This is a genomic window from Rossellomorea vietnamensis (assembly GCF_008180415.1).
Taxonomy (GTDB): domain Bacteria; phylum Bacillota; class Bacilli; order Bacillales; family Bacillaceae_B; genus Rossellomorea; species Rossellomorea vietnamensis_C.
Window position 1 is genome coordinate 57,198 of the sequence record NZ_VTEI01000006.1, and the last position, 13,814, is coordinate 71,011.

Annotated in this window: 11 protein-coding genes; 1 reads left to right on the top strand and 10 read right to left on the bottom strand. The window is 39.5% G+C overall.

Going from position 1 to position 13,814, the window contains the following annotated elements; genetic code table 11:
* Window positions 1–22: 22 nt before the first annotated feature.
* The 10 genes from FZC78_RS12555 to FZC78_RS12605 form a co-directional block, all read right to left on the bottom strand.
* Window positions 23–2,083 carry a DUF4179 domain-containing protein gene (locus FZC78_RS12555; RefSeq protein ID WP_148940055.1) on the bottom strand — a complete coding sequence of 687 codons (2,061 nt, stop codon included), beginning with the start codon at window positions 2,081–2,083 and terminating at the stop codon, window positions 23–25.
* Window positions 2,084–3,288: 1,205 nt separating this feature from the next.
* Window positions 3,289–3,624 (bottom strand): DUF5412 family protein, encoded by a 336-nt coding sequence (locus tag FZC78_RS12565; protein ID WP_252183608.1) that lies wholly within the window; start codon window positions 3,622–3,624, stop codon window positions 3,289–3,291.
* A 248-nt stretch (window positions 3,625–3,872) separates the two neighbouring features.
* Window positions 3,873–4,637 carry a MerR family transcriptional regulator gene (locus FZC78_RS12570; protein ID WP_148940057.1) on the bottom strand — a complete coding sequence of 255 codons (765 nt, stop codon included), beginning with the start codon at window positions 4,635–4,637 and terminating at the stop codon, window positions 3,873–3,875.
* Window positions 4,638–4,884: 247 nt separating this feature from the next.
* Entirely contained in the window at window positions 4,885–5,379 is a 495-nt protein-coding gene (locus FZC78_RS12575) for a VanZ family protein (protein WP_252183609.1), read from the bottom strand.
* 39 nt (window positions 5,380–5,418) lie between these two features.
* On the bottom strand, window positions 5,419–5,919 hold the full coding sequence (locus FZC78_RS12580; RefSeq protein ID WP_148940058.1) for a GNAT family N-acetyltransferase: 501 nt from the start codon (window positions 5,917–5,919) through the stop codon (window positions 5,419–5,421).
* A 264-nt stretch (window positions 5,920–6,183) separates the two neighbouring features.
* Window positions 6,184–6,456 carry a DUF2188 domain-containing protein gene (locus tag FZC78_RS12585; RefSeq protein WP_148940059.1) on the bottom strand — a complete coding sequence of 91 codons (273 nt, stop codon included), beginning with the start codon at window positions 6,454–6,456 and terminating at the stop codon, window positions 6,184–6,186.
* Window positions 6,457–6,648: 192 nt separating this feature from the next.
* Window positions 6,649–7,632, bottom strand: a complete 984-nt coding sequence (locus FZC78_RS12590; RefSeq protein ID WP_148940060.1) for an SGNH/GDSL hydrolase family protein — start codon at window positions 7,630–7,632, stop codon at window positions 6,649–6,651.
* Between the two features lie 542 nt (window positions 7,633–8,174).
* Entirely contained in the window at window positions 8,175–8,789 is a 615-nt protein-coding gene (locus FZC78_RS12595) for a PH domain-containing protein (RefSeq protein WP_148940061.1), read from the bottom strand.
* A gap of 206 nt (window positions 8,790–8,995) precedes the next feature.
* Window positions 8,996–9,466, bottom strand: a complete 471-nt coding sequence (locus FZC78_RS12600; RefSeq protein ID WP_148940062.1) for a GNAT family N-acetyltransferase — start codon at window positions 9,464–9,466, stop codon at window positions 8,996–8,998.
* A gap of 136 nt (window positions 9,467–9,602) precedes the next feature.
* Window positions 9,603–11,747, bottom strand: coding sequence for a peptidoglycan D,D-transpeptidase FtsI family protein (locus FZC78_RS12605; protein WP_148940063.1), 2,145 nt, complete (start codon window positions 11,745–11,747; stop codon window positions 9,603–9,605).
* 760 nt (window positions 11,748–12,507) lie between these two features.
* Between FZC78_RS12605 and FZC78_RS12610 the strand changes: the two genes are divergently transcribed.
* Window positions 12,508–13,755 carry a dicarboxylate/amino acid:cation symporter gene (locus tag FZC78_RS12610; RefSeq protein ID WP_148940064.1) on the top strand — a complete coding sequence of 416 codons (1,248 nt, stop codon included), beginning with the start codon at window positions 12,508–12,510 and terminating at the stop codon, window positions 13,753–13,755.
* Window positions 13,756–13,814 lie beyond the last annotated feature (59 nt).

Genomic DNA, 13,814 nt, shown 5'->3' on the forward strand with positions numbered 1-13,814 from the left:
TGAACCTCTACCAGCAAAATCTCTAATCTATTGGAATGATAATCTTGTCTTCTATATATTTCGTAACGTTATACCCTTCAATCACCAACCTTGTCGGATAGCCTGGATCACTGGAGGAATCATCATATATTTCCAGTTCGTGGCTTGTCTCAAAGAAGCGGGGCTGTTCAATCTCTTCAAAAGGATAGTGATATCCTTCTGGCTCGAATTCCTCGCCGTTTTTATCAACCAATATCCCGTCAACCCCAAAACCATAACCTTGAGATGAACTATCAGACATTACTTGCATACGAAGTCTTTCATGCTCTCTTCCTTCAGTATAAGGATCCGTAATAAAGACCTTAGTAGAGTTCCCTGCCATTTCCACCTGATCGATGGTAAGCTCGTTTCCTCGATATTCAAAGGTTTGCGGAAGTTCGCCGGCTTGATTAATCTCGATATCTTTTTTGTCTTCTATAAATAGGAGCATAGAGTCAAAGGAAAGGGTTACTTCCTCAGGAGTTGTAACAAAAAGCGGTTCAAACCTTGATTGTAAGGTGGTCCATTCTCCTGATTGATTGATAAACTCTCCACCTCGGAAATAATCAGCCTTCGCTGAATAACCATTAGTGGTAAGGGAATCCATGGTTACATGTTCTATCCATTGTTCTTGGTCTCTTTCCTGATAGCTGTATTCCAAAAGGGCTGCCGTAGGGGCCAGCGTGAGTTTGTTAATCTGAATTGGAATACCATCTACTTCACTCTCCTGGTCAAGATCATATACAGTGGATTCGTGCTTTTCGACCGGAATGTCAAAACTCCATTCGCCCTCTAAGAATTCAGGATAGTAAGAGTCCATTGTAGAACTGTCTGGTTCCTCTTTCATCGTCTCCTGAAGTCTCATTAGCTTTAGGTTAATGGTTCCGCTATCGGATTTGATCGGAGCCAGACTGATCTTTCCTCTAAAAATATTTACCTCTTCTTCATTGGCCAACCCATTTTCAAAAGGATGATAGAATCTTTGATTAGCCTGCCTATCCAGAACTTCATATTCATTTTCTACCCGCATTCCTTCATCTTGATTGAGGAAATACTGATTTTCTTTATTCATGTCCTCCACTTCATAGTAAATCACCGTTTGTATATCATCGGCTACCGCTGTCTTGATCGTCACTTTGACTCCTTTGTTTTCCTGGACAAGTTCAAGGGGTTCGCTTATTCCGCTTTTGTAGTACTGAATGATTTCCATTTCTTCTTTTTCAGTCCATCCCATCCAAGAATAGTAGAGGTTGGTGAACCCTCCTGTTACAAAACCGGTACAGACAATAAATGTCATGATGCCTACTGCCGTAAGGCCAAGCCTGTTTCTCTTCTTCTTTCTCTGTGTTCTGAGCCTCTCCGTTTCAACTGCCTTCTCTTTGACCGAGCGCATCAATCCAGGAGGAATATGTAATTGATCTGCACTTCTTTGCAACGAAAGAATAGACTCCTGAACATCAGTCAGTTCCTCTTGACAAGAAGGGCACGTAGGGATATGAATCTCTACTTCTACCTTTTCATTCCTATCAAGGTTTTTCCCTAAATAATCGATGAACTTATTTCTATATGGTGTACAGTCTCCTGGATGCATCTCCTTTTCCAATCCTCTGCTTAACTGTTGTATCCCTCTGGACAGCCGTGATTTTAAAGAATCAATAGAGATTTGCAGTATCTGCGCTGCCTCTAGAAACGATAATTCTTTCAGATATGTAACCGCAACCGCTTCTCTATCTTTCTCTTCAAGATTTTTCAATTCATTAAAGATACTGCCAGACTGCTTATTTCCTGTATCAGCGATGCTTGTCTTATTGATTGCCTGGCATTCTTTTATAAAAATTGCTGCAGCCTGCATCTCAAAATTCTGATCTTCCACATTATATTTTTTATCATCAAAAAGCTTCATAACCGTTTGATAAAAAACTTCCTGAATTTCCTGGTTGCTGCTTGAATAGGCCCTGGCCAGTTTATAGAAAGATGCCTTTCGTTCCTCGAACCAATTCAAAATAGTCTTAATACCTTCTTCGCCGGCATTTTTAACTACAACTGTTTCTGTTTCAGCTTTCATAAAATTGACTTACCTCCTCTATCCCCTGATGCTATAGTACTATATAATTTCACAGTTTAATAGGTGGAATTTTCAGAAATATGGATCCAAAAAAAAGCAACTCTCCCTCTCCTGATTTTACCATACTAAAAACTCCTGTTTAATCGTTTCTTCAAGAATAAATGCTGTTTCGCCAAGATTGTGGCTTTCTTAATCATAATGGATTTCCGCTCCAGGCGCACGACTCCGCGGGTCGGGCGCCCGGCCTCCTCGGCTTCATAAAAAGCGGAAGCGGCCGTTGAGCGACGTACAGATTTTAGGGGTCTCGTATGAGATAAAGGAATCACGAAGAGCGATAGCGATTCGATGATCATTTCCCTATAATTAAAAATAGCGATTTAAATTGGAATTCAATTAAGCACAGAAAAAGTCCAGAACCCGACTTTTTCTCATAACTGCCTCTCAATTTGTAAGGAAATGATCTAGATGACTTATCTATATAAAGGGGAAAGGCCCCGCTCAGCGGCGTACAGATTTTAGGACACTCGCGTGAGATAAAGGAATCACGGAGAGCGACAGCGATTCGATGATGACTTATCGCAAGGAGAGAGACCGAAATCTGCTAGTCGCTAAGTCCGTTCCAGTGGGTACGGACCCTCGGCCGCTGGAGCTGGATGGATAACTCGGCTTCGCTGTATAAAAAGTGGAAGTGCCCTGATCAGACCCGACAGGCAAATGTTCTCAAGAGAAAAAAAGGCGGTCTCCCTTTTTATCTCTTAGGGTTATTTGACCCCGAGGGGCTAGGTGCTGGAACTAGACCCCCGCTAGTCCCGCAGGAGATTGCACGCCTTCCTCTCCAATCCTTCTACGAAGAAAAGGGAGGAGGGATAAAATCGTATTCAAAAGCAACAATCTTGTAGAAAAGAGCCAAAATAAAAGACCTTACTCATGATGGTGAGACTGCATCATCACAACAAGTGGAACCAATCAAGAAGCTGCCTCATTTAGTTTAACTATTTTCATTATATGTTTACTCACTGTCATGAACATGATACCGGGTGCTATAAAGTTGATTAATTAGAAAAAACTTAAAGACAGAGGTGTTTTAATTTTATTCACAAAAAAGAATGATCGATGCTGCCATCCCAAATACTGTGAAAATATCTTGCTAAATATATTTAATTCTTATGCTGCTCACTCAATATTAGTGGTTAAAAGGCCTTTCTTCACTGATTTCTATAATCAATTTTTCCATCAGGGACTTTTAGTGAATGCCCTTTAATCACGACTGTATTGTTATCTGTCCAGGAAATGTTCGCTGTTTCTTCCCTGTTATTCCAATAGATATTTCTTTTCTTTTTTTCCTCTTTATTGAATACTAACTCGCCTCTGACGGCATAAGAAGTGGTTGCTCCGCCGTTGGTTACATAGGCCTTAAGCGTAAATTTTCCATCCGGTGATGTTTCTTCAGTAAGATACTCTCCAGCAGGCAGCCTGCCCATATCAAAAAAGGCCCAATTAACTACATAAATGCCCGCTGCCATAATTATAATGGCGGCCATAAAAATACCAATCATGAACCGTTTGATTTTTTTTTTTCAGAGCTTTCACTCTAGAACTTGTGTATGTTGATGACAATACTGCCACCCCTGCTCTCTCTCGTTTATAAGTTGACGAGTTTCAACCGATAAAGGTTTCGGTTTTCAGCCAAACTAGAACAAATTGAATATATTTTTTATGTATAGATAACCTGAAAGAGATGCAAATCACAGCCGATTTGCATCTCTTTTTTTATGTGACCCATCCTAAACTAACCGTTTTTTCCTGTAAAGACGTATATCGCATCCCTCAAGAACTTCGCAACTCCATCTTGTTCCTTATCGTAGTATGCTTTGAAACGCTCATCTTCCACATACATGTCCGCCAGACCAGCGTGTCCTTCTTTGCTGTATTCACTCCAATAAAACATCAGCCATTGTTTGTGGAGGCCGGCAGCTTTTTGAGCGAGATTACCAGCAGGGTCCCCAGTTTTGTACGCTTCAGAAAGTGTTGTATGAATTTCTTCAGAGAGTTTGTTCGCTTCCTCAAACTGGCTATGTGACATGTTTTTCACCTTGGTATTGGATCTGTTTACTGTTTCTTCTCCATATCTTGTTCTTATCTCTTCACCATATTTACGTTCGTTTTCCTCTACTAACTTATTTTTAAACCCTTGGAACTTTTCTTTATCGGTCATCTGGTTTCTCCCTTCCTTCAGTGCTATAGTTTTTTCCACATTATGGATCAGTTGATCAAGCTGACGGCGTTTGTTGACTAATTTTTCTCGGTGGCCTTCCAATGCGCTGGTTATTTCAAATCCCGGATCATCCAGGATTTCCTTGATCTGCTCCAATTCAACACCAAGTTCTTTATAAAACAGAATTTGCTGCAGTCGGTCTACCTCCTCTACACCATAAATCCGATATCCTGAAGAATTGACCCTTGCCGGCTTAAGGATGCCGATTTCATCATAATAACGCAATGTGCGGGTGCTGACGCCTGCTAATTCTCCAAGCTTTTTTACCGTATATTCCATGAATTCACCTCCTGATATTTTTAACTTTACACCTTGACGCTGCGTTAAGGTAAAGAGGTTTTTATAAAAAAAAATTTAAGTTGATCTAGTCTATTTCATTGATAGTGCATTAAAAATGTAAACACAGAATAATGATACTCACTGCTGATTATCGCCGAGTTTTCAAGTGTTGAAATTGAAGTATAGAATTAATTCTAATAAAAAAGCTAAAGATCGAGAAGACCTTTAGCTGCTGCAACTGCACTATCTAATTAGCAATTCTATTTGCGAAGCCCTGATTTTTCTTGTACACTCTGAGAAACAGGAAGACTGGCAAGCAGCCTGCTATTCCTCCGACTGTATTCAGAATTAAATCGTCCACATCAAAGCTGCCAAATTTGAATATAATCTGAATGATTTCGAATGTTGAACTTAAAAAAAAGGCAGCAAAAGCAACTCTTTTTAAGCTATAAAACTTCTTGGATATTATGGGAAGCAAGAATCCCAGCGGCATAAAACCAATGATATTTCCCACCAGGTTTTCTATCCGTATATTTGTATTGATATCAGCAATGAACAAATAATACAAGATTGTTTTGAAGGGAATAAAGTTATTCTGATTCCAGTATGCCCCTTCCGTCTTAAATGTAAAATGACTAATGATTTCCGGAAACGACATATACTTAAATAAAATCATTTTTGTTAGAATCATTAAGTAAACACAAAGAGCAGCCACAGCACCTGCTTTAATTAATATCTTCAATGAAATGTCTCTCCTGTCCCAATGGTTGAAAATTGTTCTTCATACTAGCAGCTTCGACATATAGTACTCATTAAAAAATGTTCCTTTGATGAAAAGGGAATTTCTCTTTGTACCTTCAATTTCAAATCCTCTCTTTTTATATAGAGCTACCCCTTCTTGATTTTCCGTTACTGCTGTAAGTTCAAGTCTGGAGATATTATGTTGTGCTGCCCACTCTTCTATGTATTGAAATAATGAAGTGCCTGCCCCCTGTCCTCTGCAGGACTCGGCTATCCCAATTGCAAGATAAGCAGAATGCTTGGTTCTGAGGGTATTCCCTCCGATGGCAAATAAATATCCTATCAATCTTCCATCCTTCTCTGCTACTAAGACCGTTGAATTGTCCTGATTCGTTATCCGCTCCAATTGTTTCCGCTGCCCTTCTGAAGTTGTTTTTCTTTCTCCAGGTTCCATGAGCATAAATCTGGAGCTTGCTTCAACCTCTTTGATGAGGGAGATCAACTCTTCTGCTTCTCCGGATTCTGCCTCTCTGACTATCATAGCGTTCTCACCTTTCAATAAGAATTTTCAATATACTGCACATGATAACTTCAAATTTTTTCCATTCCTGATTATTTTCTGGGTCTAAAAAGATCATAATTTATAGATGATTCCATATACAATAAGACCTTTCAATATTTATGTGTGCCCCCTACCTCTTAACCTAATTATTCCAGCAAATTAACTTTTTCACAATATGTTTTCATTTATGGTATTTATTATCAAAATTAAAACCCGGGATTATTACTCCCGGGTTAATCACTATCATTCATCTTTATAGTTGTGCTGTTCTTCAATCTGTCCATGCTCGCTGTGAACATAAGCCATGGTGCCTGATTTTTCTGCTCTCTGTTTGGCTTCCTCCACGGCATCAGACTTAGAGCCGGCTGTGTAGACGGGATCATCGTTTCCTTCTTCTTTTACTGCCCAGCCCTCTTCCTCATGCGGGACAACATGGAATCTTGCCTCATCTGTTCCCGCTCTGTCTTCAAAGTACTCATTTCGGTTGTTTTGATCATTGTTATTGCTGTTGGCCATGATTAAAACCTCCATTTTTAGATTAGGAATATGGTTCTCAGGTATAATTACCCTTTAATAATCCTAAAAAACATGGAAGTGTAGAGGTGATTTCTGCATTTTTATCAAATATGCTATTTCGAATTACATAGTAAGAGAGGTAGCAAAAAAAGCTGAAGTGCGACCTTTCAGCTTTTTAAATCATTTTTACATCTATTCTATTACTTCGGGTTCAGGCTCACTGTCCTCTGGTGCCTCTGGTGCCTCTGCTGCTTCCAAGTCTATTTCTTTTACATGCTCCAATACCCGTTTGGCTATAAGTTTATAGCCATTAGTATTGGGATGAAAATAATCTTCCGCTAATAACTCCAGATCAGAATCCTGAAATAAATCAGCCGTCGGAATATAATTTACATTGTCATATTCCTCTGTGACTGTTTTGCCCGCGGTATTCCAGCTCTTCATTACCATCTCCAATTCACTGATATTCCCAAAGTAACCTTCAAATGGATTATAAAATCCGATCAAGTAAATTTGAGCATCGGGATTATACTCATTGACCTTATTAAAGATTTCCTTCAACCTTTCCTTGTACCCTCTTTTTTCTTCTTCAAAGGTTTCCATCTTTAAATCGATGAAATTGCTTTTTACTATTTTCATAATGTCGTTTGCACCAATGGTGATTAGGACCACATCAGCATTCTTAATAGAGTCGGCTATTTCCTTTTCTTCCAGTCTCTTTAACAATTGATCAGTGCGGTTTCCTCTTTTTCCAAAGTTATCTATGGTGATATTTATTTCGTTATCTTCAAAAGTATTATTAAGGATCCCGACATAGCCTCCGTTCCCCGTTTCATCTCCTACACCTTGAGTAAGTGAATCTCCAACGGAAACAACTTTCATGTCTTGCATGAATAAACGGACTACTCCTTTAAGCACTTCCCTGACATTTTCTTTAATTTCCTCAGTGATGGACGATGGCTTCTCATCTTTTTCTTCATCACTTTCAATTGACTCAAGCTCTTTCTTTATCTTTTCCTTCTCTTCAGGGTCCAGATTCTCCAGCTGTTCATTTATTGAAGCAGTTTGAGTCGATATGCTGACATGTTCATTTTGAGAATAAGGGGAAAAAAAGTAAATGAGAATTCCTGTCAACAGGAGACCTGTTGATATCATAACGATCTTCAGCTTTTGCAAGTTGTCTTTACACCTGCCAATTAGATTTATTTTCTATTAGATAGGACTTTTAGATACTTCAAGATTTCAAATATATTAACATAAAGCCAATCAGAATAGTCAATATATTTTAGCATGTAGAACACATTCATAAAAGGTATCAAAATTTAGTAATGTTTTTATAGACTGTTTGGCAAAAATTGCTGCTCTCGAATTATCATCGAGGCTGCTGGAGATTTTCATTCTTACTTATAAGGATATTCCTGTAGAAGGAATAATGATCTATTAGTATGAATTTTTTTGTGAGAGGTACGTTTGTTTCTTTTTAACCTAAAGTTTATTTTGGCAAACATTTCCGACAGATGCATTTGTTTCTTAAAGGTCCACGACACTGCGGGTTAACTTAAGGTTCATAGTCACTAGAAAAATGAATAGGTACAGCTAGGTATGGCTCAGACAATTAAACAGCATGGCACTAGAGAGAAAAAGCACCACTCTGGAGCAATTTAGAAAAAAACGCCTGTCCCCCTTCGAATTGCGGGAGCAGGCGGTACATAGGTTGGTTAATTTTGGATATATCGATTAAAAATTTCTCCAAAATCTTTTTTCGTGGTCGTTTGGTAGTGGTCGTTTAACCAGTCATAGGCAAATGTAGTGGTTTCTTTGAACTCATTTGAAATGTCATTATCGTGGAAGCGGTTATTATGAATGAGATCCTTTGCAACCGTTAAACTTCTTTCAGCCCAGTCGAGTTTGCGCTTCCCTTCTTCTTGGGTATGAGAAATGGCCAGTAGAGATTTATATAAATCTGCAATGGCTTCTCCTTCCTTTTTATCAATATCCACGGACACTGCTTTATTTCCTAAAGTGAACTTTATCTCCAGGTCAAGGTCGATTGTTCCGGCAGTTTCAATTGAAACATCGCTGATAGGATGTTGATAGTACTCATACCGATACAAATTTCGTTTGCTGCTGGCTGCTTTTTCTCCATCGAGATGAATCAGCGCCCTATTGGTAAAACAGTATTCATCCGTCTTGGACTTGATTAAAAAATGAATTTTTTCGCCATCTTCATGAAGAACATAATCATCCGATAACGTTTTGTCAAAGTCCTCTTTCTTGATGATTTTTCCGATATCGCTTAGGCCCAGTGCATCACTTGCTAATTTTTTGAACATGTTATGACCCCTGTTCTAATTGATCTATTAAACATTCCACTTCTTCATGCTATCAATTAATCACATCAATCGTAAACGTTTTTAACTTTTCAAACCCTCCCATCTTATTCAGCTTTACACTAATTAATTCTATAAAATCGCTTAAAAATACTAGAGCGGAAACCTGTTAAGTGATTCCTTGTTTAAGCTGCCTGAATGAAAGCCACTTATAAGTCGATCTCCATCACCCTAATTTTTGTCTTAAGATTCATTGATTCATAAAATTTTATAGCACTTTCGTTAAATTCCCATACGCCTAATTCTAATGAATCTGCTTCTATATTTTTTGCATATTCCACTATTTTCTCGAAGAATTTTTTCCCCAGTCCCTTTCCTCGACACTTAGAATCCACACCAAAATCATCCATGTAGACAACTTTCTTTGGTTTTAAAATGGGTCTATCGGCTGCATATTTTACAGTCAAGATTGTATAAGCGATTGGCTGGTCTTCTTCTAATAAAAATACCTTCGTATTTGCTCCATCTATTAATTCGTGAAAATAGTCCTTGTCCAGCGTGATATCAGCCATCATATAGTGGTCTGGTCTTTCTTGTGTATGAATATCGTGAACCTGCTTCTGTATTCGATGAACAGCATTGTAATCATTCTTTACTGCTTCTCTAATATGAATTTCCATTATACTTTCCTCCTGGTGGTTAATGCTTTTTATTCTGGGAGCATTTCTCGGTAAAAAAACTAACCTATGCCAATTGATAAGTCAGTTTCTACTTACTTTACGATAGCACTGTTTGACGATAACACCCTCTTCTGAATCACTCACTGAAATCGCTTTTGCCCTTCTCTTCACCACTATCTCGCTGCTTCTTTAATTCAAAATATTTGTCCATAATTCTTCTGGAAATATCTTTATTGATATAAGGATCTGTTTTCCCGTTATGTGAGGCCGGCACAACTGTAGAATAGGCAATTTCCAGCTGATCGTAAGGGGCGTACCCTATTAATGTAGTATTATAAGTTTTATATTTCATTCCAGTTACAGGATCTCTAGGAGTAAAGGACTCTGCTGTTCCTGACTTGCCGGCAGCAACATACGGAGCATCGCCAAAGTGGGACTCTGCCGTTCCCTCAGATCCGTGGTATACCTGGTAGAAACCTCTTTGAACATTTTTCAACTGTTGAGATGTCACATTGACCTTATTCAGGATAATGGGTTCTTTTTTCATTTCCATTCTGCCCAGGGTTTCATGATCCCCTCCTGGCTTTCTTACCTCTTTTAGAATTTGCGGCTGTACTCTGTATCCGTCATTGGCAATCGTTGATACGTACTGCGCCAGCTGCAATGGAGTGTATGTATCAAATTGCCCAATGGCAAAGTCAAGGAGGTTTCCGGGATCATTAAATTCACCTTTGTATCCATCCACCTCACCAGGTAAATCAATTCCCGTATTCACTCCAAGACCGAATTGGTTGAAATGATTCCTCAAATTCACCAGATCCTTCTCAGAGCCATTTATAGGAGCTTTCCGGATATAAACAGGGTTTCCTGCCATCTTCATCGCTACCTTGAACATATAGGAGTTAGAAGAGATTTCTAGTGCAAAGCGGTCATTCATTGACTGGGTCCGCCCACCATTCGGATTAAACCATGAAGCCTTAGTTTTAGTGGCAGCTATCTCAATAGGCTCGTCTACCAACGGCTGCCCCGGACTGATCGCACCTGCCATGTAGCCAGTAAGGACCGTGGCTCCTTTTACTGCAGACCCCACTTCATAGAAACTGGTATATGTCCCAAGAGCATAATCCATCACTCTGTATTCACCCGTGCTGGGATCTTTTCCATACCTTTTACCAACTAGGGCCAGCACTTCTCCATTATTCGGATCCATCATCACCACAAATGCTCTGTCCAAATGCGAGGACCTTCCCTGATGGACATTCTTAAGGAGTTCCTCTGAAACGATTTTCTCCACTTCCTGCTGAAGCTCCATATCGATGGTGATGACGATATCCTTTCCACGCTGTCCCTCTTTCAACACCTTCGTCTCCAGTACGGCTCCGTCCTTGGTAACATTCTTCATCTTTTCTTTGCGCCCGCTCAATATATGTTCATATTGCAGCTCAAGCTGACTCGTTCCGACCCGGTCATTACGGCTATAGTCCTTGGATAAATAATAATCAACCATTTCACTTGGAATCCCTTGCTTTGATGAAGACACACTGCCCAGGATAGAGCGGATCGTATTCTCAAACGGATACACTCTTTCCCAATCCGTGGTTGTATTGATACCCGGTAATTCAGATAGGTTTTCACTCACTACAGCGAATTCCCTCTGGCTTACTCCTTCATTTTTAATAATTTTTGGGGTGAGGGCATAACCTGTACTTAATTCACGGTAAATCGCCAGGTTTTCAATATCCTGTTCAGTGAGGGAGGCTAAATCCTGTTCAGATATTCTCTCCAAAGTCATCTGATATATCTTGTTATTCTTTTCTTTAGAAGATAGTTGTTTGTTCCTCGCAATCTCCTTTTCTTCCTCAACTGTTACCTTGTTATCCGCTGCTTTCTTATTGGTTAAGATCCAATAATCCTTTTGATCTCTTTCTCTTACAGATGAAGTATCCATTTCAATAAGCTGTGCCAGTTTCACCGCCACTTCCATCATGTCTTCTGGATTGGGTGACTGCGGAGGAGTATAGGTAATAGCATTTTTAGCCACATTATCAACGATTACTTTCTCTGTACGGTCATAGATCTTTCCTCTTGGTACACTGTTGGTTACAACAACATCTTCTGTTCTCTCGACTTCCTGTTTATATCCCTCACCTGATACTATTTGAACAACTCCCAGCCTTAAAATCAGTACTGAGAATAAGAGAAATACAAAGAAAAACAAGAGGTTCATCCGGACAGGGACATGCCTGTTCTTCTTTTTCTTCTTCTGTTTCTTTTTATCCATCACTAACACCTTCTCTTTAAAACTTCATATAAATAATTGCAGTAAAACTCCAAAAGTAGAAATAATTATAATATTTTCTAAATATTTACACTTCTGTTTTATTATTTCAAACTTCGACTTCAACTTCAAGGCTATTAGACTAGTTTAATAAAAAGAAAGAAGAAGCGATCTGGCCTTTCTCGGGTGTATCTGTTGGACACAGACTTAAGGAAGAAAGGCTTCCCTCCTGTTGGGCTGCAAATTTTTTATATGAGAATTGCATCGATACATGACATTCTGGTAAAATAAATCTTTCTTTGAGAATTTCTTTTGCTCGTTGTGTCACCTGTTGAAGAAACTCATTCTCATCCTGCGTTATTCTTACATTGGTCTTCACAGCCTATTCAAACAAGAAAATTCAATTTAGTCTTCTCCACCCATCGGCGATTTATTATACATAGTCTCTATTCGTAAACTTTGTTGCTATTTAAAGATAATCCCAAAAATCCATTATTCATCGGGATAACATGGTAATTATTATAGGAATTGAACTCCTCTCCCAATAGAGAGGAAACTCTTTGCATCCAGGATATTCGACAGCAGCAATATATGCGAAAACAGCTATACATAAAACTCTTTTATTAAAGTAATGTACAAAATTCGTTGACATCCTGATAGGCAGCCGCCCAGCCCTCAGATTCCAACTAGGAGGTTTGGCATGCGCTTAAAAAGGGAAAAACCTGAAAATATTTTGCCTAAAAAAAGAAGGTGAGGAAATCGTATGAAACTTGGTTTGACTAGCAAAATCATCATCGGCTTAATTGCTGGTGCCATTACTGGCTTATTATTGAATATCTTTGCAACAGATGTATTTGATATAGCAGATCCTTATTTATTTACTCCATTAGGTAGAATCTTCCTTAATTTAATTTCCATGCTCGTGGTTCCCATTGTGTTTGTGTCGATTGTACTTGGCTCAGCCGGCCTTGGAGATCCTAAAAAGCTCGGAAGGATCGGTATCAAAACAATCCTATTCTTTCTTCTGACAACCTGCATCGCGATTGTCATTGGACTTTCACTGGCGAATGTTATTGATCCCGGACTTGTTGAGGGAATAGACACGAAGAATAATGAAGGTTTTGAAACAGAGGAAGCTCCTCCCGTCGGCGAGACACTAATGAACATCATTCCTAAGAATCCGCTCACTGCAATGACCGAGGGAAATATGCTGCAAATTATTGCATTTGCCATTTTTATTGGGTTTGGTTTGACGGCATTGGGAGACAAAACAAAAGGGATACTGAAATTGTTTGATCAGGCAAATGACCTGCTGATGTATCTCGTGATCCTGGTTATGAAATTTGCCCCATACGGCACATTCGGATTGATTGCTTCAGCAATTGGAAGCCAGGGCTGGGGAGCCATCAAGGCCATGTGGCTGTATATGATGGTAGTCATTCTTGCCTTAGTGGTCCATGCTGCAGTCACTTATGGAGGAGCTGTAATGCTTTTGGCTCGCAAAAGTCCACTATGGTTCTTCAAAAATTTCAGTCCGGCTATGAGTGTGGCCTTTAGTACATCCAGCAGTAACGCAACCCTTCCAATTTCAATGGAGACTGCACAAAAAAGATTGAAGGTTTCTGAGCCTGTCAGCTCTTTCGTACAACCATTAGGTGCAACCATCAACATGGATGGGACTGCGATCATGCAGGGGGTTGCCACGGTTTTCATTGCCCAGGTATACAGTGTTGACCTTTCTATCGGAGAATTGGTTACTGTAGTCCTGACTGCCGTGCTAGCCAGCATCGGAACAGCCGGTGTCCCTGGTGTAGGACTCATTCTGCTCGCAATGGTATTGAGCAGCGTGAACCTTCCTGTTGAAGGCATTGGCTTGATTCTCGGTATTGACAGATTACTCGACATGGCAAGAACTTCGATTAATATTTCTGGCGATGCTGCTTGTGCACTTATCGTTTCTGAAAGTGAGAAAAAACGGGAAAGTACAGCCAAAAACATAAATAATGAGTAGAATGTGAAAAGTCTCCCAACTAAATTGGGAGACTTTCTTCATAACAATGTATTTCATGA